Genomic DNA, 22635 nt, shown 5'->3' with positions numbered 1-22635 from the left:
ACGGCCCAAACCGCAGACGGACAGAGGCGATGTGACGCCCTCGGCCCTGAACCGGCAACTCGGAGAAGCCCGCTTAACACCAGTCACCTAGTCCCCCTCGCCCCCTTCGCCGATCTCGGCGTCCACGATCTCCCGGGCCTCTCCTTCGGCCTCGGGTCGCGCCGACGGCCGAGCCGGCGCGCCGCCCGCTCCCGCGCCCGCTCCCGCGCCCTGGACGAACTGTCGCGCCAATCGGTCGCCCACCTCCACCGCGGAGGCGTGGCTCTCGACGGGGGTCGCCCGGGAGTCCTTGAAGACGATGTACGTGACACCGGAGGGCGTGCCGCCGCCGCGCGGGTCGGGGCGGATGCCGAGCGCCTCGGCGGTGGCGTACGACGCCTCGCCGATGATCCCGGTGGGTCCGGTGTCGCCGACGACCGCGTACTGCACCCTGCCCTGGTAGACGACGGCCGCGACGGCTCCCCCGCGCACCCCGTGCGCCCGGTGGTCCCAGATGCCGCTCGCCCCCGGCACCACGATGTAGGGCAGGGTCGCGGCGTTCAGATAGCGGCCGTCGGACTGTGTGTAGGCCGTGGCGTCGGAGAACAGCGGATCGGTGCCGCTGTTGCACTGCGGGCTCGGACGGCCGTCGCAGTCGATGTCCATGTCGGCCGTCCAGAACACCGCCTCCTCGGTGCCGCAGACCGGGATGGTCGCGGGTGCGCCCGCGTCGGTGCGGTACCGGCCGGTGGAGACCTGGGTGCAGTCACGGACCCGGGACAGCAGGTCGGCGGCGAGGACCGAGCCCTCCTGCCGGAGCACCGGCGCCCCGGGGGCGCCCGAGGACGGACGAGCGGCGGCGGCCGGGGCGGTCGAGGCCAGCAGGGCGAGGCCGGCCGCGGCCAGGGTCAGCGACTTGGCGCGCACGATGAGGACCCTCTCGTGGGGACGTTGACGGACACTCGGAACAATCTGGTGTCAGCGCCTCCACGCGGCCACTCCGAGGGGGCCGTACGGTGCACGCGGCCGGGCGAGCGGGCGACAGGGGCCGGGGCCCGGGGCTCTCGGCTCCGGGTCCCCGGGCCACTCCGCCGGCGCGGGAACAGCGACGACAGCGGTCCGCGCCACCGGCATGAACTCATCAGCACGCAGGTCGAGTTCAGCCGCGAGGACCATCAGCATACGTAATTTCCGGGAGCGGCCACCGACGGCACTCCCCAGCGCCAGCCCCAGCCCCAGCCCCAGCCCCAGGCCCCAGGCCCCAGGCCCAAGAGTCGTCTCGCCCTCTTGATGTGCTCGCGCCATCACGTCATATTGGTCCGGACCATTGCAACCGTGCCGGGCCGGGAGGCGACGCCGTGCGACGCGTTGTGCTGTGGGTTGTGGTGTGGGGACTGGCAGCGGCCCTCTCGTGCGGGTGCGCGGGCGGCGTCGCCGACGACACAGGCGCGCCCGGCGCGCCGACGGGGGTCACCGCGGAGGCCGGCAGCGCGACGAGCGTGCACGTCATGTGGAACGCGGTCGCCGCGGACCCGGCCGTCGACGCGTACGAGGTGTATCGCGGCGGCGCGCCGGTCGGGAACGTGCCGGGCTCCACGCGCATGCTGGACGTCGTCCGCCTCTCGCCCGCCACGAGCTACGTCTTCACCGTGCGGGCCCGCGACGCCGAGGGGCGGCTCGGGCCGCGCAGCCGGGAGGTGCGGGCCACGACGCCGGCGGCCGGGGCGGCGGACCGCGCGGCCCCGACCGCACCGGGCGGGGTGACCGGCCGGGCCGCCGGGAGCCGGGCCGTCCAGCTGTCCTGGTCGGCGTCCACGGACGACCGCAAGGTCGTGTCGTACGACGTCCAGCAGGGCGGCGTGAAGATCCACAGCGTCGGCGGGGGCCAGACGGCGACGGTGGTCACGGGGCTGCGGCCGGGCACGCGCTACTCGTTCACCGTCCGGGCCCGGGACGCGGCCGACAACGTCTCCCCCGCCGGCCCGCCCGTGCGCGTCACGACCGAGCCGGGCGCCGACGAGGGGCCGGACACCGCGCCGGCCGACTTCCGGGCCGGCGCCCACCTCGCGGACGGCGCGTACTACATCGACCTGTCCTGGGCGCCGCCCCGGGTGGACGGTGTGGTCGCCGAGTACCAGATCCAGCTCGACGGACAGCCGGCCACCTCCCTGGTGTGGGGCGGGACCCCGCCCGCGGGGAGGGCCACGTACAGCTTCTACGCGGGGCGGGAGGGCGAGGCGGGGACCGGTCATCGGGTGCGGCTGCGGGCCCGGCTGCCGGACGGGACGTGGGGCGCGTTCTCGGAGGAGCGGACGGTCACCACCGGCGCCCGCCGGTGACGGCTCCCGCATGGGCCGTCCGGTGGAATCCGTCACCTGTCCGGTCGCGGTCCGCATGCGGGACGGGGCCGGGGCACGTTGGCTGCCCCTGAGGCAGCACGGGCGTACCCGACCCCTCGGCGGCGCAAGGGATGTACCGCTGACCGTGCCGCCGCCGGAGGACGTCCGATGCGCTTTTCCCGTTTTCTCGTCCGCTCAGGACTGACCGTGGCAGCCGCCGCCGCGCTGCCCCTCGTACTGGCCCCCGGGCCGGCCGCCGCCCGGGTCTCGGGCATCTCCGTGAGCACGGCCGGCTCCACGGTGTCGGTGGTGACCAGCGCCTGCACCCTGATCAACGGCAGCTGGGGCACGGCGGCGCTGCTGACCAGCAGCCAGGGGAGCTTCGCCCAGGGGCGTCAGGTGGCACTGTCCGGGACGACCGCCGGCCAGTCCGCGGCCTGGTCGGCCGTCTCCCCGGGCACGTACACGGTCGTCGTCATGTGCTCCAACGGCAGCACCGCGGGCACCCAGTCCGTGATCGTCTCCGCTCCGTCCACGCCGACGATCTCGGCGACGGCCTCGCCCTCGCGCGGGGTCATGGGCGGTCTCGGCGGCGCGGCCCGTGACGTCGGCCCCGTCACCATGGGGGTGGGCGGCGCGCTGGTGGGGGCGGGGATCATCGCGGCGGCCTGGTTCCTGCGCCGCCGCTCGAAGCCGTACCGGCTCTAACCGCTCCCGCCGTGGCCGCCGTTGCGGCCGCTCCCGCTGTGGCCGCTCCCGTCCGCCACGGTGGGCAGGCCCTCCAGGGCCTCGGTGAGCCACTGGGTCCAGAAGGTCTCCAGTTCGATGCCCGCGCGCAGGACCAGATGCTGCAGTCTGGCCTGCGCGCTCTCCTCGCCCGGCGGGAAGTCGCGCGCCTCGATCTCCTGGTACTCGGTCAACTGCCGTCGGTGCAGCTCGAGATGGCGGCGCAGGTCGGCCTCCAGACCCGCGGTGCCGACGACGGCCGCGGCCCGCAGCCGCAGCAGCATGGCGTCCCGGTGCGGCTTCGGGTCCTGGGCGGCGGCCGTCCAGCGGGCGAGTTCGGCGCGGCCCGCGGGCAGGACCTCGTAGGCCTTCTTCTGGCCGCGGGCGGGCGCCTCGGTCGGCAGGGCCCGGATCTGGCCCTCGGCCTCCAGTCTTCCCAGCTCGCGGTAGATCTGCTGGTGCGTCGCCGACCAGAAGTAGCCGATCGACCTGTCGAACCGGCGGGTCAGATCCAGCCCCGACGAGGGCCTCTCGAGCAGGGCGGTGAGGATCGCGTGCGGGAGTGACATGCCAGTCATCCTAGGGACGCGCCCGGACGGTCCCACGACGCTCTACAGCGCCGCCGCCAGCTCCGTGCCCTGCTTGACGGCCTGCTTGGCGTCCAGCTCGGCCGCGACGTCGGCGCCGCCGATGAGGTGCACGCTGCCGCCGGCGGCGACCAGCTCGTCGTACAGCTCCCGGCGGGGGTCCTGACCGGTGCACAGCACCACCGTGTCGACCTCCAGGACGGTGCTCTGCTCGCCGACGGTGACATGCAGTCCGGCGTCGTCGATCCGGTCGTAGCGCACGCCCGGGACCATGCGCACGCCCCGGTGCTTGAGCTCCGTGCGGTGGATCCAGCCGGTGGTCCTGCCGAGGCCCGAGCCGACCTTGGTCGTCTTGCGCTGGAGGAGGTGGACCGTGCGCGGCGGGACGGGGCGTTCGGGGGCCGCGAGACCGCCGGGGGCCCGGTAGTCCATGTCGACGCCCCACTGGCGGAAGTAGGCCGCCGGGTCCTCGTTCGCCTTGTCGCCGCCGTCGGTGAGGAACTCGGCGACGTCGAAGCCGATGCCGCCCGCGCCGAGGATCGCGACCCGGTCGCCCACAGGAACCTTGTCGCGCAGGACGTCGAGGTAGCCGACGACGCTCGGGTGGTCGACGCCGGGGATGTCGGGGGTGCGCGGGACGACGCCGGTGGCGACGACGACCTCGTCGTAGTCCCCCAGGTCGGCCGCCGCCACGGGGGTGTCGAGGCGGACGTCCACGCCGTGCGCGTCGAGCTGGTGGCGGAAGTAGCGCAGCGTCTCGTCGAACTCCTGCTTGCCGGGGACCTGGCGGGCGACGTTGAGCTGGCCGCCGATCTCGCTCGCCGCGTCGTACAGCGTCACCTCGTGGCCGCGTTCGGCCGCCGACACCGCGCAGGCCAGTCCGGCCGGTCCCGCGCCCACCACGGCGACGCGTTTGCGCAGCCGGGTCGGGGCGAGGACCAGCTCGGTCTCGTGGCAGGCGCGCGGGTTGACCAGGCAGGAGGTGATCTTCCCGCCGAAGGTGTGGTCGAGGCAGGCCTGGTTGCAGCCGATGCAGGTGTTGATGGCCTCGGGCCGGCCCGAGGCGGCCTTCGCCACGAAGTCGGGGTCGGCGAGCATCGGGCGGGCCATCGACACCATGTCCGCGCAGCCCTCGGCGAGCAACTGCTCGGCGAGTTCGGGGGTGTTGATGCGGTTGGTGGTGACCAGCGGCACGGAGACCGCGCCCATGAGCTTCTTCGTCACCCAGGTGTAGGCGCCGCGCGGCACCGACGTGGCGATGGTGGGGATCCGCGCCTCGTGCCAGCCGATGCCGGTGTTGATGATGGTCGCGCCGGCCGCTTCGACGGCCTTGGCGAGGGTGACGACCTCGTCGAGCGTCGAGCCGCCGGGCACGAGATCCAGCATGGACAGCCGGTAGACGACGATGAAGTCCTCGCCGACCGCCTCGCGCACTCGCCGGACGATCTCGACCGGGAAGCGCATCCGGTTCTCGTAGGAGCCGCCCCAGCGGTCGGTGCGGTGGTTGGTCTGCGCGGCGATGAACTCGTTGATGAGATAGCCCTCGGAGCCCATGATCTCGACGCCGTCGTAGCCGGCCCGCCTCGCCAGCCGGGCGGCCCGGACGTAGTCGTCGACGGTGCGCTCGACGTCGGCGTCGGTCAGCTCGCGGGGCGGGAAGGGGCTGATGGGGGCCTGGAGCGGGCTGGGGGCGACCAGGTCCCGGTGGTAGGCGTAGCGGCCGAAGTGCAGGATCTGCATCGCGATCCGGCCGCCCTCGCGGTGCACCGCGTCGGTGATCGTCCGGTGCTGCTCGGCCTCCGCGTCGGTGGTGAGCTTGGCGCCGCCTTCGTACGGCCGGCCCTCGTCGTTGGGGGCGATGCCGCCCGTGACGATGAGTCCCACTCCCCCGCGGGCCCGGGCGGCGTAGAACGCGGCCATGCGCTCGAAGCCGCGCTCGGCCTCCTCCAGGCCGATGTGCATCGAGCCCATCAGGACGCGGTTGGGCAGCGTGGTGAAGCCCAGGTCGAGCGGGCTCAGCAGGTGGGGGTACGGGCTCATGGCGGCCTCCGTGCGCGGCATTGGTCGACCTCAGTTCTAGAGGACCGCGCACGGTTTATGCAACTAGTTGCACAATCAGGTCTCGGACTGTGCCGCAGGTCACCGGCTTTCGAGCAGAACGTGCAGCTCGCGTTCCTGGTCCCCGGAGGCGGAGGCGAGGTCGCGCACCGCGAACAGGGAGTCCAGCGTGGAGCGCAGCCGCTCGATCGCCCAGTAACCGCCCTGCGCGTCGGCCTCCACGGAGGACGAGAGCCGGGCGGGCGGCGGGCACGCACGGGCGTCGGTGACCTCGAAGGTGCCGAGCCACACCATCGGCCGGGTCTCATGGAGCTGCTGCGGCGTGTCGTCGGGACCCCGGTCGGACTCGAAGCACGCGTTCAGCGTGTCGAACACGATCCGGGCGTCCTCCTTGCTGCATCCACTGATCTCGAGGGAGACGGGCTCCTCGTGCAGACGCTCACGATCCATCGTTCTCGCTCCTCTCGTGGCGGTGGCGCGGCTGTGCGCACACGGCGGAGCCGCACAGCGACACGGCCCCGCGAACCGCGCCACACCCCCAGAAAAGCACCACTGGCCGCAGGGGACCAGTGAGGGATCAGCTCTTGGTGAACCGATACGTCTTGCTGTCGGTCAACACACAGAAGCCGGGCGAGACGACGATCACGCGCAGCGTGCCCGTACGGCGGTCGTAGTCGATGCCTTCCGCCTCGAAGGTCCCCGAGCAGGAGCTGCGCAGCGGCAGCTGACGCAGGGCCGTGACATGGCCGGTGACGTCGGAGGCGCCGTTCGGGGCGGCGGACAGGTCGATCTGCAGGAGCGGCTTGGTGACGCCGAAGAGCGTGCCGGCCGGGTCGTCGGAAGAGCACAGCAGGGTGGTCGGGCCGGTGAAGTCGCAGCCCTGGACGTCCCGTACGGCGTGGTCGAGGCGGACGGTGGACACCTGCGGCAGGTTCGCCGAGGGCGAGGTGCTCGGGTTGGCGCCGGGGGTCGGGAGGACGAGGAGCCGGGTCATGGTGCCGTACTCGCCCGACAGCATCCACCGGCTGTCGGGGGTGATCGCCACCCAGGAGTTGTTCAGGGCCTCGCCGGAGCTCAGCGCGTGGACGTACTCCGACCAGGCGCCGCCGGGAGCCTGCACGCGGTACATCTTCGAGGTGCCCGAGTCGCTCTGGTAGGGCTCCACGTAGTAGCCGTCGTAGGAGGCGTCCGGGTCGCCGACGTGGTTCCAGCCCCGGCTGGACACGGAGAGCGGGATGGCGCCGATGCCGGTGTAGCGGTTGGCGCTGTTCGCCGGGACCTCCACGGACGTCAGCCCCTGACTCTCGGTCAGCGGGTCGGCGCGGTCGGAGCCGACCTCGGTCCAGGTGTCGGCGGCCGCGGCGGGCGGGGCCGCCGAGAGGGCGGTGACCGTGGCGACGGCCAGCGCGAGGAGGGCGGCCCGTACGGTACGGGCGGTACGGGCGGTACGGGCGGTACGGGCGGTACGGGCGGTACGGGCGGTACGGGCTGCGGGGCGACGGCTGCGGGCAGGGCGCAGGGACATGGGACTCCTCGTCGAGGGGGGTGGGAGCGCGCTCGGCGGACAGTCTGGCCTCCCGTGATAGTCATGTACAGACCAATTCGATGGACAGGTGCGGACCCTGAGGAGAACGGCGTGCGACTCCGTACCGGAGGAGCGTGAAGAAGAGCGCCCAAGTCGTGGGAGAAAAGGGTTGAGCACGGTAGAACAGGGGGAGTCGGCACGGGGGACGGCGTGCCGCGTCGACATGCGGAGGCGGTGCGTGGCATGAGTGCAGCCGGAGCGTCCGCGGCCGAGGGCGGTGGCCCCACCGGGCCGAGCTGGCTGCTGGACGTGCTGAACGTGGCCTCGGTGGTACTCGACACCGACGGCCATATCGTGCTGTGGAGCCCCCAGGCCGAGGAGTTGTTCGGCTACTCGGCGCAGGAGGCGCTGGGCCGGTACGCGGCCCGGGTGATGGTCCACGAACGGCACGTCGACCTCGTCGTGAAACTCTTCGCGGACGTCATGGCCACCGGCCAGAGCTGGGCGGGGGCATTCCCGATCCGGCGCAAGGACGGTGCCGCCCGGCTGGTGGAGTTCCGCAACATGCGGCTGCTGGACGACCAGGGCGGGATCTACGCCCTCGGTCTCGCCGCCGACCAGACGACGGTGCACCGGCTGGAGCGGGACGTCGCCCTGTCCACGCGGATGGTCGAGCAGTCCCCGATCGGGCTCGCCGTGCTGGACACCGAGCTGCGGTTCGTCTCGGTCAACCCCGCGCTGGCCCGGATCAACGGGCTGCCGGCCGAAGAGCACCTCGGCCGGCGGGTCCGCGAGCTGCTGCCCGGGCTGGACACCGAGACCCTGGACGCGGCAGCCCTCGAAGTGCTGCGGACCGGTGTGCCGCTCGTCGCCCGGCACACCGTCGGACGCACCGCCGCGGCCCCGGACGACGATCACGCCTGGTCGGTGTCCATGTACCGCCTGGAGGACGGCCGGGGCACGGTCCTGGGCGTGGCCGCTTCGGTCGCGGACATCACCGACCAGCACCGGGCGGCCGTCGAGGCGGAGGCCGCGCGCCGCCGGCTGACGCTCATCGCCGACGCCTCGGCCCGCATCGGCACCACCCTGGACCTGGAACGCACGGCCTGCGAACTGGCCGACGTGGCGGTGCCGGAGCTGGCCGACGTGGCCGCGGTGGATCTGCTCGACGCGGTGGTGGCGGGCCGACGGACCAGCCTCGGGCCCGCCGAATCGGCCGTGATCCGCGCCCTGGCGGTACGGGCCGACGACGAGCCGGACGCGCTGGCGGCGGCCGACCGACCCGGGCAGGTGGCCCGTTACGCGCCCGACCGGCTCGTCACCGAGTGCGTGCGCTCGGGCCGGCCCATCATGGTGGCGCAGGTCAAGGACGAGGACCTCGGACGCATCGCCCGCTCCCCGGAGGCGGCCCGCCTGCTGGCCCGGGCCGGCGTGCACTCCTATCTGGCCGTGCCGCTCATCGCGCGCGGCGAGGTGCTGGGCGCCCTCGACCTCAAACGGACCCGCAACCCCCTGCCGTTCGGCCGCGACGACCTGCTGCTCGCCCGCGAGCTGGCGGCCCGCGCGGCCGTCCAGATCGACAACGCCCGCTGGTACCAGAACGCCCGCACCACCGCGCTCACCCTCCAGCGCAGCCTGCTGCCGAGCCATCCGCCCGTCACCGGCGGCCTCGAGGTCGCCTCCCGCTACCAGCCCGCGGGCGCCACGACCGAGGTCGGCGGCGACTGGTTCGACGTCATCCCGCTCGAGGACGGCAGGACGGCGCTCGTCGTCGGCGACGTGATGGGCAGCGGCATCGACGCCGCCGCCACGATGGGCCGGCTGCGCACCGCGACGACCACGCTGGCCTCCCTCGGCCTGGACCCGGCGGTCCTGCTGGAGCACCTCGACCGGATCACCCAGGGCCTCGACCACTCCATCGCCACCTGCGTGTACGCCGTCCACGACCCCCGGTCGGGAAGCTGCCGGATCGCCAACGCCGGGCATCTGCCGCCGGCCCGGGTGCGCCCCGGCCGTCCGCCGGAGCTGCTCGACCTGCCGACCGGCGCTCCGCTGGGCGTGGGCGGGGTGGCGTTCTCCACGACCGAGGTGGAGTTCACCCCCGGCGACCAGCTCCTGCTGTACACGGACGGGCTCGTCGAGACCCGCACGGACTCCCTCGACGACCGTCTGAACGCGCTGTTGGCGCTCCTGGACGATCCGGCGCGGCCACTGGAGGAGCTCTGCGACCTGCTGCTGGCGGCCTTGCACCACCCCGCCAACCACGACGACGTGGCCCTGCTGGTGGCACGGGCGCTGACCCGGGAGTGAGCGGCGCGCGCCCCGCACGCCCCGATTCACAGGCTTTTGTTACCGCTTCCTTACCGGGCGCCTCGGACAATCACAGTGAGGCGTGGCAGCGGCGGCGCCGTAGTGGGCGAGGAGAGTGAGCCGTGATGCAGGAGCCGGAAAGGCCGCACGAGGTCGAACTGCTCTCGGGGTCGGCCGACGAGGGAGGCGAGGGGCACAAGGCTCAAGAGCGCGCCGATCTGCGTGCGCTGTGGCATCGCCGGTCGGCGCGCGGGCGTGCGGTGATCGCCGCCACGACCGTCGCCGTCCTGGCACTGGGCGGCACCGTCGCCTACGCGGCGACGTCGAGCGGCTCCGACGGCGGCTCACCCTCCGCCGCGCCGTCCGCGTCCTCCTCCGAGGGCCCCGGCGGACGGCACGGGCACGGCGGCCCGTGGTTCGGGCTCGGCGGGGACGCGGCGCACGGCGAGGCGACCGTCAAGGACCCCGACACCGGGGACTGGGTGGTCCGCGTCTGGCAGCGGGGCACCGTCGAGAAGGTGTCCGGCGACCAGGTCACCGTCAAGAGCGAGGACGGCGCCTCGTGGACGTGGACGGTGGGCTCCGACGCCTCCGGCTCCGGCAAGGACACCGCCGGCTCCGGGGCCGGCACGCTGAAGAAGGGCGACACCGTGTACGTCGTCGGCTCCCGTTCCGGTGACAAGAACACGGCCGACCGGGTGCTGTCCGGCACCTTCGACGACCACGGCAAGGAGAACCGGCGCGGCGGCTTCCCGGGGCACGGCCCGTGGAACCGGGGCGACGACGACCGCTCCCCCGGTCCCACGCGCAGCGGCGCGGCTACCTGACGCCGGTCTCGGCCCTGATCCCGACGAGTACGTGGGCGTACCGCTCCTCGTCCTCGGCCACCCGCGCCGCGAGTCCGGCGCGGGTGAACGCCTCGACGGCGACCGGGGCCTGACGCTCGCTGGTCTCGACCAGAAGGCAGCCGCCGGGGGAGAGCCATTGCGGGGCCTCGGCGGCGACCCTGCGCAGCACGTCCAGTCCGTCGCCGCCGCCGTCGAGGGCGGTGAGCGGCTCGTGCTCGCGGGCCTCGGCCGGCAGCAGGGGGACCTCGTCGGTGGGAACGTACGGGACGTTGGCGGCGAGGATGTCGATCCGGCCGCGCAGTCGGCCGGGCAGCGCCTCGAACAGGTCGCCCCGATAGGCGTGCCCCCCGTAGCCCGCGACATTGCGCCCGGCGCAGCGCACCGCGACCGGGTCGATGTCCGCGGCGTGCAGTTCGACCTGCCCGAGGGACGCGGCGAGAGCGGCGCCGACCGCGCCCGAGCCGCAGCACAGGTCGACGACCACGCAGGCGTGCGGCGCGGCGGCGAGTGCCTCGTCGACGAGGAACTCGGTGCGGCGGCGGGGCACGAAGACGCCGGGCTCGACGGTGATGCGCAGGCCGTGGAACTCGGCCCAGCCGACGACGTGTTCGAGGGGCAGGCCCGACGCGCGGCGTTCCACCATGGCGACGGCCTCGTCGGGAGTGCGGGCGGCGGTGCGGATCAACTCCGCCTCGTCCTCGGCGAAGACGCATCCGGCGGCGCGCAGGGCGGCGACATGGGCGTCGGAGGAAAAGGGGGAGGAACTGGAAAGTGGGGGCATGAAGCCGAGAAGCCTTTCGGATGCCGAAGGGCGCTCTCGCGGTCTCCTACGGGCGGCGGCCCACGCCGACACGGGAGGAGAGCACCCGACCTGACACTGCGGTAATGGGTCTCACCTCCTCGGCCTCGCACGACTGGGGACCTCCGCAGCCGGACGGCCACATTACCCCAACGATCAGATGCTCTTCGTGGTTTCCCCCTCCCGGCACGTCAAGTTGTACTATGCAACCAGGTGAGCGGGGAAGCAGCGAGGGAGTGCCGGTGGAAGCAGCCGAGGCCCTGGAGACCATCCAGCGGGAGATGACGGCCTTCGCACGGCGGGCCCGCGCCTCGGCCGACCGGCTGCACCCCGAACTGTCGCTGGTGTCGTACACGCTCCTCGGGCACCTGGAGGAGAGCGGCGGCTGCCGGGCCACCGACCTCGCCGCGCACTACGCCCTGGACAAGTCCACGGTCAGCCGTCAGGTCGCCGCCCTGGAGCGCGGCGCCCTGATCGAACGGCGGCAGGACCCCGAGGACCACCGCGTCCAGCTCCTCCACCTCACCGCGGCCGGCCGCCGCCTCCTCGCCCAGGTCACCGAGAGCCGCCGCACGGCCTTCCGGGAACGGCTGGCGCAGTGGCCGGCGGAGGACCTGGAGCGGTTCGCGCAGTGCCTGGTGCGCTACAACGCGTGGACCGGTCCCGCCTCCGCGGCCGACTGACCCTCGCGCCCCAGCCCGTCCGGAACCCGGGTCGCCAGGAAGGTGGTTCGGCGGCGCAGCCGGAAGCCCAGGGACTCGTACAGGCGGATCGCGTCGACGTTGCCGGCGGAGGCGTGGAGGAAGGGCGTCTCGCCGCGCTCGCGGATGCCGTGGGCGACGGCGAGGATCAGCCGGGTCGCCAGGCCCTCACCGCGGAAGGCCGGGTCGGTGCAGACCGCGCTGATCTCGGTCCAGCCGGGCGGGTGGAGCCGCTCGCCGGCCATCGCGACGAGCGCGCCGTCCCGGCGTATGCCGAGGTAGGCGCCGAGCTCGATGGTGCGGGCCGCGAACGGCCCCGGCTGGGTGCGGGCGATCAGGTCGAGGATCTCGGGTACGTCGGCGGGGCCGAGCCGGATCGCCTCGGGGTCGGGTGCGGCGGCCAGCCCGTCGTCGACGAGCTGCACGCCGTCCATCCGGAAGGTGACCTCCCAGCCGTCCGGGATCTCCCCCCGGAACCCGGCCAACGCGACCTCCGCCCCGGCCCCCGCGAGCGCGGCGAGGTCCGCCCAGTCGTCCCCGTCCGGCTCCTCCGGCAGCGCCAGCCAGGGCGACACCTCCACGGGATACCGCAGAACCCGCCCCCGACGCTCGGCGAAGCGCGCGTGCGGCCCGGTCAGGGCGGCGCGGGCGGGATGGTCGAGAACGTGCGGGAGCTCGACGGGCCGCGACTCGGCGGTGCTCATATGCCCGCTCCCATCTCCAGGACGACCTTGCCGCGGGTGTGGCCGTTCTCGATCTCGCGGAGGGCCTCGCCCGCCTGTTCCAGCGGGAAGGTGCGGGTGATGTGCGGGTTCAGGTCGCCGTGGACGACCAGCTCCGCGACCGCCCGCAGGACGGCCGCGTTGCGGGCGCGGGCCACCCGGGCGCCGCCCAGCCGCTCGACCTCCTCGGCCGGGGCTCCGGCGGTGATCAGCCGGGCGCGGTCGCGCACCAGGGCGGCCGCCCCGTGCAGCACCTCGCCGCCGACGAGGTCGTAGACGCCGTCGACACCGTCCGGGGCGGCCAGCCGCGCCGCATGGGCCCAGTCGGGGCCGGACGGCACGTGCACGGCGCCCAGCGACTCGACGAAGTCCTTCTTGCCCTCGCTCGCGACGCCCAGGACGCGCAGTCCGAGCGCGTGGGCGATCTGTACGACGGCGACGCCGACTCCGCCGCCCGCGCCGGTGACCAGCAGCGTCGCCCCGGCCGACAGGCCGAGCTGATGGACGCCGTCGTAGGCGGTCGCGGCGGCCACCGGGAGGGTCGCGGCGTCGGCGAAGGACAGTCCGGCGGGCTTGTGCGCGGTGATGCCGGCGGCCAGCAGCGCGTACTCGGCGTAGCCGCCGGCGACCGCGGTGCCGAACACCTCGTCGCCGGGCGCGAACCCGGTGACGCCCTCGCCGGTCTCCTCGACCACGCCGGCCGCCTCGTTGCCCAGGACCGAGGGGAAGACGCGCTCGGCGGTCTCGCCGGGGCGCCGGTAGCCCGTGCGCTGCTTCCAGTCGACGGGGTTCACTCCCGCCGCGCGCACCGCGACGAGCACCTCGCCGGGCCCGGGCCGGGGGCGCTCCAGCTCGACGAGCGCCTCCGTCTCAGGGCCGCCGTACCGGGTGAACACGTACGCCTTCGGCATTGCCTACCCACTCTCCTTCTCCGACGCCGGATCGGTGGATCGCCGATCCGGGACGACACGTGCAAGGGCCGGAGGGGCGATGGGTATTCCCGGCCCACGGGAGTGTTCATACGGCCTTGATGATCGACGGACGGCCCCGGTGCGGAGCACGGTCGACTTGCACGTACGGTTGACCGCGTAACCGACCGCCGTCCTCACGCTGGAACCCCATGACCGTCACCCGAGGCTTCACCGGCCGTCCGCGCGTCCTCGATCCCGGGCTGCCCCCCGGCCAGTACGACGCGGGCGACGACTGGCCCGTGCTGTCCGCCGAGGTCACCCCCGACCTCACGCCCGCCGACTGGACCTTCCGTGTCGACGGGCTGGTCGAGGCGCCGCGTACCTGGGACTGGGACGAGGCGCACACGCTGCCGGAGTCCGCGTACGAGGGCGACATCCACTGTGTGACCAGCTGGTCGAAGTTCGGGGTGCGGTTCGGCGGCGTGTCCCTGGACGCGTTCCTGGCGGCCGTCCGGCCCCACGCGCGTGCGACCCACGCCGTCGCGTACTCGCACACCGGGTACACGACCAACCTGCCGCTCGCCGACCTGACCGGCGGGCGGGCCTGGATCGCCTGGGAGTACGACGGCAAGCCGCTCCCGGCCGAGCACGGCGGTCCGGCCCGGCTGCTGGTGCCGCACCTGTACTTCTGGAAGAGCGCCAAGTGGATCGCGGGCCTGCGTCTCCTCGACCACGACGAGCCGGGCTTCTGGGAGCAGAACGGCTACCACGCGCGGGGCAACCCCTGGGAGGAGCAGAGGTACTCCGGTGACTGAGGCCATCGCCGCCCCCACCCCGTCCGCCGGGACCTTCACGCCCCTGACCCGGTTCGCCGTGCCCGGCCGGATCGCCGTGAGCAACCGCGCCGCCGCCCTGTGGCAGACGGCGACGCTCACCGAGGTCCGCCGCGAGACCCCGCACGCGGCCACCTTCCGGTTCGCAGCGCCCGCCTGGGCGGGGCATCTGCCCGGCCAGCACCTGATGCTGCGGCTGACCGCCGACGACGGCTACACCGCCCAGCGCCACTACTCGATCGCCTCCGCGCCCGACGAGGACGGGCACCTCGAACTGACCCTGGACCACGTGGACGGCGGCGAGGTCTCCGGCTGGTTCCACACCGTCGCGAAGCCCGGTGACGAGGTGGAGCTGCGCGGCCCGCTCAGCGGCTTCTTCGCCTGGCCGGGCGACCGGCCCGCGCTGTTGATCGGGGCCGGCTCCGGGGTCGTCCCGCTGATGTCGATGGTCCGCCACCACCGGGCGCGCGGCCTCGACGTGCCGCTGCGGCTGCTGGTGTCCGCGCGCAGCCCCGAGGAGCTGATCTACGCGCGGGAGTACGGCGCGGAGACGACGCCCGTGTTCACCCGGAGCGCCCCGGCGGGCGTGCGCGTGGGACGGCTCGCCGCCGGTCATGTGACCCCGCTGCTCGCCGAGCGGCCCGCGGACGGCTGGGAGGCGTACGTGTGCGGCTCGAACGCGTTCGCCGAGCACGCCTCGCGGCTGCTGGTCGAGGCGGGACAGCCGGTGGACCGCATCCGGATCGAACGCTTCGGCTGACCGCCGCCGGCCGCCCGCGCCGCCCCGAGGGCCGTCGAGGGGCCGTCGTGCACGATGCGTGAAACGATGTACTCCGAACGGGGTACGACCCTCTTGAGGGCACTCGTACGCGTGACGGCGAGGAGGTCGACATGCGAATCCGGGTGCGCGACCGGCGCTGGCGGGACAATCCGCTGCGGCGCCGGTCCGACGTCTTGGAAGCGTGGACGGCGCTCGTCGTCGCCGTGCTGCTGCTGGTCGCCGTGCCCCTGGCCGGGGCGCTCGCCGGCAGCTGGGCCCATGACGACGCGCAGACGGTCGCGGACCGGCAGCGCGCCGAACGCCACCGGGTGCGGGCCCAGGTCGTCGGCAAGGTTCCCGACGCCCTGCCGACGGCGGAAGGCGTCCGGGGACAGACGTACCGCGTGACCGTGCGCTGGACGCCGCCCGGCGAGAAGGCGCGCACGGCCACCGCGCGGGTCCAGGAGGGAACGCGGCAGGGCGACACGGTGGACGTGTGGTTCGACGACCGGGGCCGGAGCGTCGCGGCGCCGCCGAGCGACACGATGGTGTGGCAGCACACGCTGACCATGGCGACCTGCGCGGCCGGCGGTGCGGCCGCCGTGGTGCTGCTCGGGCACACCGTCGTCCGCCGGACGGCGATGCGGCACCGACTGGGCGAGTGGGAGCGGGAATGGGCCCGCACAGAGCCGCAGTGGACCCGGCGCAGGCCCGCCTGAGGCTCCTGATCAGGCTCTGAAGCTCCTGATGAGGGTCTGGCGAGGGCTCCCGCCGCCCACGTACGGTGTGATCATTCGTACGGGCACTTAACAAAAGGCGGTCCTTCATGCCCCTGTTCGACCTGTCCCTGGAGGAGCTCCACGAGTACCGCAGCGCGTCCGTCGAGCCCGAGGACTTCGACGCCTTCTGGTCCAAGACCCTCCAGGAGGCCCGCGCGCACGATCTGGACGCCCGTTTCGAACCGGTCGACACGGGGCTGGCCACGGTGCGGGTGTACGACGTGACCTTCGCCGGGTTCGGCGGACACCCGGTCAAGGGCTGGCTGACGCTGCCGGCCGAAACCGACGAACCGCTGCCGCTGGTCGTGGAGTTCGTCGGCTACGGCGGCGGACGGGGTCTGCCGCACGAGCATCTGCTGTGGGCGTCGACGGGCCGCGCCCACTTCATCATGGACACCCGCGGCCAGGGCAGCGCGTGGGGCGCCGGGGGCGGCACCGCGGACCCGGTGGGCGGCGCGCCCTCGTACCCCGGGTTCATGACCCGGGGCATCGACGCCCCCGAGAACTACTACTACCGCCGGGTGTTCACGGACGGCGTGCGCGCGATCGAGGCGGCCCGCTCCCACCCGCTGACGGACGCGTCGCGGACCGTGGCCCTCGGCGCGAGCCAGGGCGGCGGCATCACACTCGCGGTGGGCGGTCTGGTGCCGGACCTGGCGGCGATCGCCCCGGACGTGCCCTTCCTGTGCGACTTCCCGCGTGCGGCGACGCTGACGGACCGTCACCCGTACCGCGAGATCGGCCTGTTCCTCAAGACGCACCGCGGCCGCACCCAGGACGCCCTGCGCACCCTCTCCTACTTCGACGCCGTGCACTTCGCCTCGCGCGGGTCGGCCCCGGCGCTGTTCTCGGCCGCCCTGGAGGACCAGACCTGCCCGCCGTCGACCGTGTTCGCCGCCTTCAACGCCTGGGCGCACGAGGACAAGGCGATCGAGGTCTACGACTTCAACGACCACGAGGGCGGCGGCCCCTACCAGGAGGCGGCCAAGCTGCGCTGGCTGCGCTCGTACGCCTGACCCCCGCCGGGCGGGTCGGGCGACTTCCCCCCGGTCCGACCAGTCGGTACGTTCGGGGTGCCCGGGTCGCAGCGTCGCGGTCCGGGGTCCCGGCGGACCACGGAGGCCCCATGTCCGAACACGTGCCACAGGTTCACGGCCACTGCGACCCGCGGTTCGCCGCGGTGCGCACCGCCTTCGAGGAGAACTTCAGCAGCCGCGGCGAACTGGGCGCGGCGGTGAGCGTCACGGTCGACGGCGTGCCGGTGGCCGACCTGTGGGGCGGCTGGGCCGACCCGGCCCGCACGCGCGCGTGGGAGCGCGACACGGTAGTCAACGTGTGGTCCACGTCGAAGGGCCCGACGGCGCTGTGCGCGCACATCCTCGCCGACCGGGGGCTGCTCGACCTCGACGCGCCGGTGGCCGACTACTGGCCGGAGTTCGCCGCGGCGGGCAAGGAACGGGTGCTCGTGCGGCATCTGCTGTCCCACCGCGCGGGCCTGTCGGGTCTGCGCGAGCCGCACTCGCTGGAGCAGTTCTACGACTGGGAGCTGACCACCGCGCGCCTCGCGGCCACCGAGCCCTGGTGGGAGCCGGGCACCCGGTCCGGCTACCACGCCTTCACCTACGGCTTCCTGGTCGGGGAGGTCGTGCGGCGGGTGTCCGGGCTGCTGCCGGGGGCCTTCCTGGAGCGGGAGGTGACCGGTCCGCTGGGCGTCGACTTCACGATCGGGCTGCCGGAGAAGGAAGCCGGGCGGGCCGCCGAGCTGGTGCATCCGCCGACCGCCTCCACCAGCGAACAGGCCGCGATCTTCAGCCAGTTGGCGCCCGCCGCCCTCGCGGCACTGGCCAACCCCGTGCTCGGGGCGACCGAGGCCAACTCACCGGGCTGGCGGGCCGCGGAGATCCCGGCCGCCAACGGTCACGGCACCGCCCGGGCCGTCGCCGCGCTCTACGGGATCTTCGCCGGCCGGGGCACGTACGACGGCCAGCGGATCCTCTCCCCCGAGGCCGCCGAGCGGGTCCGCGAGGGACAGGGCGGCTGCCTGGACATCGTCCTGGGCACCGGGCTCGGGCACGAGACGGAGATCGGGCTCGGGCTGTGGCTGAGCGGCCCCACGGAATCGTACGGGCCCAACCCGCGCGCCTTCGGACACGACGGCTTCGGCGGCTCCTGCGGGCTCGCGGATCCGGAGGCGGGGGTGTCGCTCGGGTACGTGATGAACCGCATGGGGCCGCACATCGCCGACGACCCGCGGAAGCAGGCGCTGGTGGACGCCCTGTACAGCGCGCTCTGAGCACCGGCGCGGCGGGGGCGCGGGGCTGCCGGGGGGCCGCTCAGTCGGTCCGCCGTGCCTCGACCAGCCGGACGCGTGGACTTCCGTCGCCGCGCGTGCCGAACTCGGGCAGGGCGCGGAGGTCCACGCGGAATCCGGCGTGCTCCAGTTCGCGCCGGACCTCACCGAGCCGGAAGGCCCGGTAGTACATCACGAACGGCGGCCGCCACACGGCGTTGCGCACCCGCATCACGGCGTCGAAGCCCAGGAGCGTCCAGAAGGCCGGGGAGGACGACCGGGGCGGCGCGAGGACGGGGAACGCGAAGCATCCACCCGGCCGCAGCACACCGTGCACCTGGGCGAACAGGCCCGGCAGCTCGCGCGGCAGGAAGTGTCCGAACGCGCCGAAGCTGACGACGAGGTCGAAGCGGGCCGCGAAGGGAAGGGCGCGGGCGTCCGCCCGGACCCAGGACACCCGCGGGCCGGTCTGACGGGTCCGGCGGCGGGCCTCGTCGAGCATGCCCGCGCTGAAGTCGACCCCGGTCACGCCGGTCCGGCACACCGTGGCCAGGACGTCGACCCCGGCGCCCGTGCCGCAGCACAGGTCGAGGCCGTCCTCGTACGGGCCGGACTCCTTCAGCGCCGAGGTGACCGCGTCCAGGACGGAGTCCGGGGTGCGGAACGGCGTGTGGTCGAACTTCGGCGCGAGGAGGTCGTAGCCGCGCTCGACGGACGACAGGGCCTGGACGGCGAGCTCGCGCAGGGTGGGGCCTTCGGGGCTGAACATCCCTGTCACCTTACGGCGGCCCGCCGCTTCGGCGGCATCAGGGCTCGCCTGGAGGCGGAGGCCCGGTCGGACTCCGCCTCCTGGGGGCAGGCGACGGGTGGGAGTGAACCAGCCTGCTCCGGTGGGCCGTAGGGGCCGTGCGCAGACATCCCGGAACCCGACGCCTCGGATCGCACGGCCCGCTTCATGGAAGTCACACAGGGCGGTGAAAGGCGGCCGCCAGGCGGGCGCGAACCCGGTGTTCGTCGAGGCGCACCTGGCGATGACGCCCCAGGGGCGGGCCGGGTCGGTCGACGAGGTGGCGCCGCTCGTCGTCCATCCGCTGTCCGACGAGGCGTCGTACGTCAACGGCGCGGAGATCACCGTCGACGGCGGGTACGCGGCGCACGGCGGGGTGAAGGCGATCACGAACGCGCTGGACACGCCGACGGCCGACCGCTGACGCGAAACCGCCCGCCTGGGCCCGCCCGGCCGATCATGCCGCAGACGCGGGGTGTGGCACACGCCCCCCAGAGGGGGTACCCCCAGCGGCGTTGTCGTCGGCTGCCGACTCCCCCAGCGCGTCGATGCCCTCCTCCGCCTTGCCGCTGCACGCCCCACACCCCGCTCCCGGCACTGAGCAGGCACCGCCGATCTCCTGCGACCTGCTCGGCCGGACAGGCCCCGGTCGGCCACCGCACCCGAGCCGGGACCGGACGTCAGTCGCTGAGCGACGCCAGGGTGGCCCTGGTGTCCGTCTTCAGCCAGTCGGTCACCTCGTCGAGCTCCGGCGGGTCCTTGTCGTCGTCGTACGAGGACAGGTAGGCGCTGTAGCCCATGGTGTAGGTGACCCAGCCGTCGCGGACCGCGAGCGTGGCGTAGCGGGAGCCGGTGGTGGTGCCGCTGGTGGTGTCCTCGCTGACGAGATAGGCCTCGTCACCGATGCCGGTGACCTCCTCCACGTCGTAACCCGAGTGGCTGTCACCGTAGTTCTTCCAGGTGGCCGTGAACTCCGGCCCGGGGTCGGTCTTCTTGTGCAGGTCCAGCTGGACGGAGAGGTAGGCGTCCGAGTAGCTGGAGCCGGTCTTCTTCAGGCTGATGCTGCAGTACCCCTGGTCGAGGGCGGTGTCCTCGAGGGTGTTGTGCGTCGGGGTGCCGTCGTCCTCGGGGTACTCGTCCTGGAACGACGAGTAGTCGGCGGAGTTGCAGAGGTTGGAGGGGGCCGAGTAGCCGCGCAGGTCCGCGTCGTTCCGGGCGCTGATCAGGAAGACGCCGGCCGCCCACGCGGCCGACGCCACCACCGCGCCGACGACGGCCCACAGGACCGCCTTTCCGGCGCCGCCGCCCCCTGTGGGCGGGGGGCCGACGACGGGGTACTGGCCCGGCTGGGCGTACGGATTGCCCGGCTGGGGCTGGGCGGGCTGCCCGACGCCGACCAGGGTCGGCTGGGCATGGACGCTCTGCTGACCGGTTTGGATCGCGGGCGCCGCCGGCGGGAAACCCAACGGCCCGCCGGGGGCCGGCGACTGCGGATTCGGATAGGGGTACGCGCTCGGCTGGGCCGGCGCCCCTGACGGCTGCTCCGGCTGCTCCGGAGGCTGAGGCGGCGTGGACATGACGTGAAGATAGTGCAGTAATAGCTGTCAAGTCCCCTGCCGTCACGGATCGTTACCCTCTGGGGACATCTGTGGCAAACCTGAAAGAGGCCGGGACTTCCGCCCGGCCTCTCCCCTGTGTATGCGCCTGTGCACGGGCTCCGCGCGAGCGGCTGGATGCCCAGCGGCAGCACCGGCCGATGAAGGCGGCGAGGGAGATGGTGGTGGGCTGGAGGATGACGAACGGCATGCCGGCCCGCAGCGCGTCGATGTGCACGACGGCGCCGAGGCGGATGGAGACGCAGTGGGCGCGTCGCCGTCCGCGTCGATGTCGCAGCCGAACACAGTCGCCCCTTCCGCCGCGAATACCAGTGCCGCCGCACGTCCTGTTCCGGCTCCCGTGCCGCTGGTGAAGGCGATTTTCCCCGCCGGTCGACCCTTGATCGCCCAAGTCCCTTGTTCGTGCCGCCCAAGTGCGGTGGCGACAGCGCAGGGAGGGCCTTTCGCCGGAACAGGAAATGCGTCGCTCCGGGGCCGTCGGGGGTTCGTACGGCTGGTATGCGCCGGCGCCGGACGGCGTCCGGGAACAAGCGGCGTGCCGGCCGTGTCGAGTCCTGTGAGACCGGTCGGCGTGCCGGCGGTGTGCTACAGTGCGATCAGCACTTGTGTACGCCTGCTCCAGGCGCCGGTGCCAGTTCATTCTCAGTTCGCCGTGCCACCCGCCGTATCCGGCCGGTGCAGCGGCTTTCTCACATCATCTCGACCGGCGTCCTGTTCTGCCGTGGCCGAGGTGCTGTTCCCGCCGCCCGAGGCGCGCCGTGCGCCCTCCCTTCGCGGCTGCTCTCCCCCTCTTCGCATGCCTCATGCCTTCCGTCCGTGAAAGGACCGGCCATCATGACCACCACTCTCGAACACCCCCATGTACAGCAGCAGCCTCCGGCCCGGGTCGCCGCCGGTGTCCTCGACATCGACGCGAGCGGGAAGGGGCACCTGCGCCCTGCGGACTTCCTGCCCACGCCCGCCGACCTCCAGGTCCCGGCCGCGCTGATCCGCCGTCACGGCCTGCGCAAGGGCGATCTCGTCGAAGGGGTGCGCGGTACCCAGCGCGCCCTGACCGAGGTCGCCCGCGTCAACGGCCGTATCCCCGAGGCCCTGCGGGGCCGCCGGGACTTCCGCGACCTGACGCCCCTGCACCCGCACGAGCGGCTGCGGCTGGAACACCCGGCGGCCGGACTGGCCGGCCGGGTCGCCGACCTGATCTCGCCCCTCGGCAAGGGCCAGCGGGGGCTGATCGTCGCCCCGCCCAAGACCGGCAAGACCGTGCTGCTCCAGCAGGTCGCCGCCGCCGTCGCCGGCAACCACCCCGAGGCCCGGCTGATGGTCGCGCTGCTCGACGAGCGGCCCGAGGAGGTCACCGACATGCGGCGCTCGGTGCGCGGCGAGGTGTACGCCTCGACGTTCGACCGGGTGCCCAAGCAGCACATCGCCCTCGCCGAGCTCGTCATCGAGCGGGCCAAGCGGCTCGTCGAGGCGGGGGAGGACGTCGTGATCCTCCTCGACTCGCTGACCCGGCTGTGCCGTGCCCACAACAACGCGGCCGCCGCCGGGGGCCGCACGCTCAGCGGCGGTGTCGACGCGACCGCGCTGATCGGGCCCAAGCGGTTCTTCGGCGCCGCGCGTGCGGCCGAGGAGGGCGGCTCGCTCACCATCCTCGCCACCGCCCTGGTCGAAACGGGCTCCCGCGCCGACGAGTTCTACTTCGAGGAGCTGAAGAGCACCGGCAACATGGAGCTCCGCCTCGACCGCGAACCGGCCTCCCGCCGGGTCTTCCCGGCCGTCGACATCGACGGCTCCGGCACCCGCCGCGAGGAACTCCTGCTCTCCCCCGGCGAGTTGACCGCGGTGCGCGCACTGCGCCGGGCGCTCCGGACCCGGGACGGCCAGGCGAACCTGGAGACGCTTCTCCAGCGGCTGCGCGAGACCCCGGACAACCAGACCTTCCTGCGCCGCATCCAGCCGACGCTGCCTGTCGCCTAGGGGGCTTCTGATGGATCTCCGTGGGAGAAGGAGCGGCGTTCGGTGCGTGCTCTCGGTGTGCCGGGCGAGAGTCCTCGTAGCGGAGCTA

The 22635-nt window shown here is 73.5% G+C and carries 22 protein-coding genes; 12 read left to right on the top strand and 10 right to left on the bottom strand.

Translation table 11 applies throughout. From position 1 onward, the window contains the following. Positions 1–87: 87 nt before the first annotated feature. On the bottom strand, positions 88–906 hold the full coding sequence (locus AB0J04_RS39505) for a glycoside hydrolase family 75 protein (RefSeq protein WP_363173493.1): 819 nt from the start codon (positions 904–906) through the stop codon (positions 88–90). A 467-nt stretch (positions 907–1373) separates the two neighbouring features. Here AB0J04_RS39505 and AB0J04_RS39500 point away from each other — a divergent pair, with 467 nt between their 5' ends. Together AB0J04_RS39500 and AB0J04_RS39495 are read left to right on the top strand one after the other, a co-directional pair. After that, positions 1374–2318 carry a fibronectin type III domain-containing protein gene (locus AB0J04_RS39500; RefSeq protein WP_363173494.1) on the top strand — a complete coding sequence of 315 codons (945 nt, stop codon included), beginning with the start codon at positions 1374–1376 and terminating at the stop codon, positions 2316–2318. A 168-nt stretch (positions 2319–2486) separates the two neighbouring features. Beyond that, complete coding sequence (locus tag AB0J04_RS39495) at positions 2487–3026, top strand: hypothetical protein (RefSeq protein ID WP_363173492.1); 540 nt, start codon at positions 2487–2489, stop codon at positions 3024–3026. Here AB0J04_RS39495 and AB0J04_RS39490 read toward each other — a convergent pair. The 4 genes from AB0J04_RS39490 to AB0J04_RS39475 form a co-directional block, all read right to left on the bottom strand. Next, on the bottom strand, positions 3023–3613 hold the full coding sequence (locus tag AB0J04_RS39490) for a PadR family transcriptional regulator (protein ID WP_363173491.1): 591 nt from the start codon (positions 3611–3613) through the stop codon (positions 3023–3025). The genes AB0J04_RS39495 and AB0J04_RS39490 overlap by 4 nt on opposite strands. A gap of 42 nt (positions 3614–3655) precedes the next feature. Then, positions 3656–5671: an NADPH-dependent 2,4-dienoyl-CoA reductase gene (locus AB0J04_RS39485; protein ID WP_363173490.1), complete on the bottom strand. Its 2016-nt coding sequence runs from the start codon at positions 5669–5671 to the stop codon at positions 3656–3658. 99 nt (positions 5672–5770) lie between these two features. Further along, on the bottom strand, positions 5771–6139 hold the full coding sequence (locus tag AB0J04_RS39480) for a hypothetical protein (RefSeq protein WP_363173489.1): 369 nt from the start codon (positions 6137–6139) through the stop codon (positions 5771–5773). Positions 6140–6266: 127 nt separating this feature from the next. Continuing rightward, positions 6267–7214 (bottom strand): hypothetical protein, encoded by a 948-nt coding sequence (locus AB0J04_RS39475; RefSeq protein ID WP_363173488.1) that lies wholly within the window; start codon positions 7212–7214, stop codon positions 6267–6269. Between the two features lie 243 nt (positions 7215–7457). On the opposite strand from AB0J04_RS39475, the gene AB0J04_RS39470 reads away from it, so the two are divergent. Then, positions 7458–9524, top strand: coding sequence for a SpoIIE family protein phosphatase (locus AB0J04_RS39470; protein ID WP_363173486.1), 2067 nt, complete (start codon positions 7458–7460; stop codon positions 9522–9524). Positions 9525–9649: 125 nt separating this feature from the next. Continuing rightward, positions 9650–10351, top strand: coding sequence for a hypothetical protein (locus tag AB0J04_RS39465; RefSeq protein ID WP_363173485.1), 702 nt, complete (start codon positions 9650–9652; stop codon positions 10349–10351). Here AB0J04_RS39465 and AB0J04_RS39460 read toward each other — a convergent pair. Further along, positions 10344–11153: a putative protein N(5)-glutamine methyltransferase gene (locus tag AB0J04_RS39460; RefSeq protein WP_363173484.1), complete on the bottom strand. Its 810-nt coding sequence runs from the start codon at positions 11151–11153 to the stop codon at positions 10344–10346. The two genes, AB0J04_RS39465 and AB0J04_RS39460, sit on opposite strands and share 8 nt — an antisense overlap. Before the next feature lie 260 nt (positions 11154–11413). Between AB0J04_RS39460 and AB0J04_RS39455 the strand changes: the two genes are divergently transcribed. After that, positions 11414–11854, top strand: coding sequence for a MarR family transcriptional regulator (locus AB0J04_RS39455; protein WP_363173483.1), 441 nt, complete (start codon positions 11414–11416; stop codon positions 11852–11854). On the opposite strand, the gene AB0J04_RS39450 is transcribed toward AB0J04_RS39455, so the two are convergent. Continuing rightward, positions 11815–12576 carry a GNAT family N-acetyltransferase gene (locus AB0J04_RS39450; protein WP_363173481.1) on the bottom strand — a complete coding sequence of 254 codons (762 nt, stop codon included), beginning with the start codon at positions 12574–12576 and terminating at the stop codon, positions 11815–11817. The genes AB0J04_RS39455 and AB0J04_RS39450 overlap by 40 nt on opposite strands. Further along, entirely contained in the window at positions 12573–13505 is a 933-nt protein-coding gene (locus AB0J04_RS39445; RefSeq protein WP_363173479.1) for an NADP-dependent oxidoreductase, read from the bottom strand. Before AB0J04_RS39445 ends, AB0J04_RS39450 begins: the two co-directional genes overlap by 4 nt. Before the next feature lie 209 nt (positions 13506–13714). Here AB0J04_RS39445 and AB0J04_RS39440 point away from each other — a divergent pair, with 209 nt between their 5' ends. The 5 genes from AB0J04_RS39440 (at position 13715) to AB0J04_RS39420 (ending at position 18170) form a co-directional block, all read left to right on the top strand. Further along, a complete protein-coding gene (locus AB0J04_RS39440) occupies positions 13715–14320 on the top strand; it encodes a sulfite oxidase-like oxidoreductase (protein WP_363173478.1) in 606 nt (201 codons plus the stop codon). Further along, positions 14313–15098: a ferredoxin reductase gene (locus AB0J04_RS39435; protein ID WP_363173476.1), complete on the top strand. Its 786-nt coding sequence runs from the start codon at positions 14313–14315 to the stop codon at positions 15096–15098. The genes AB0J04_RS39440 and AB0J04_RS39435 overlap by 8 nt, the downstream gene beginning before the upstream one ends. 131 nt (positions 15099–15229) lie before the next feature. Further along, positions 15230–15817, top strand: coding sequence for a DUF3592 domain-containing protein (locus AB0J04_RS39430; protein ID WP_363173475.1), 588 nt, complete (start codon positions 15230–15232; stop codon positions 15815–15817). 107 nt (positions 15818–15924) lie between these two features. Next, entirely contained in the window at positions 15925–16893 is a 969-nt protein-coding gene (locus tag AB0J04_RS39425) for an acetylxylan esterase (protein WP_363173474.1), read from the top strand. Positions 16894–17003: 110 nt separating this feature from the next. Further along, positions 17004–18170, top strand: a complete 1167-nt coding sequence (locus tag AB0J04_RS39420; RefSeq protein ID WP_363173473.1) for a serine hydrolase domain-containing protein — start codon at positions 17004–17006, stop codon at positions 18168–18170. A gap of 40 nt (positions 18171–18210) precedes the next feature. Here the strand turns inward: AB0J04_RS39420 and AB0J04_RS39415 are convergent, their stop codons facing one another. Next, on the bottom strand, positions 18211–18936 hold the full coding sequence (locus tag AB0J04_RS39415) for a class I SAM-dependent methyltransferase (protein ID WP_363173472.1): 726 nt from the start codon (positions 18934–18936) through the stop codon (positions 18211–18213). A gap of 205 nt (positions 18937–19141) precedes the next feature. Here AB0J04_RS39415 and AB0J04_RS39410 point away from each other — a divergent pair, with 205 nt between their 5' ends. Then, positions 19142–19378: an SDR family oxidoreductase gene (locus tag AB0J04_RS39410; RefSeq protein ID WP_363173471.1), complete on the top strand. Its 237-nt coding sequence runs from the start codon at positions 19142–19144 to the stop codon at positions 19376–19378. A gap of 256 nt (positions 19379–19634) precedes the next feature. Here the strand turns inward: AB0J04_RS39410 and AB0J04_RS39405 are convergent, their stop codons facing one another. Next, positions 19635–20531, bottom strand: a complete 897-nt coding sequence (locus AB0J04_RS39405; protein WP_363173470.1) for a hypothetical protein — start codon at positions 20529–20531, stop codon at positions 19635–19637. 873 nt (positions 20532–21404) lie between these two features. On the opposite strand from AB0J04_RS39405, the gene rho reads away from it, so the two are divergent. Beyond that, the gene (rho, locus tag AB0J04_RS39400) at positions 21405–22547 is read left to right on the top strand and encodes a transcription termination factor Rho (protein WP_363173469.1); all 1143 of its coding nucleotides are present in this window, start codon (positions 21405–21407) and stop codon (positions 22545–22547) included. The last annotated feature ends 88 nt before the right edge of the window (positions 22548–22635 follow it).

The sequence above is a fragment of the Streptomyces sp. NPDC050263 genome, assembly GCF_040655955.1.
Classification (GTDB): domain Bacteria; phylum Actinomycetota; class Actinomycetes; order Streptomycetales; family Streptomycetaceae; genus Streptomyces.
Note: the sequence above shows the minus strand (reverse complement) of the source record. Positions and strands in the feature narration are given on the sequence as shown.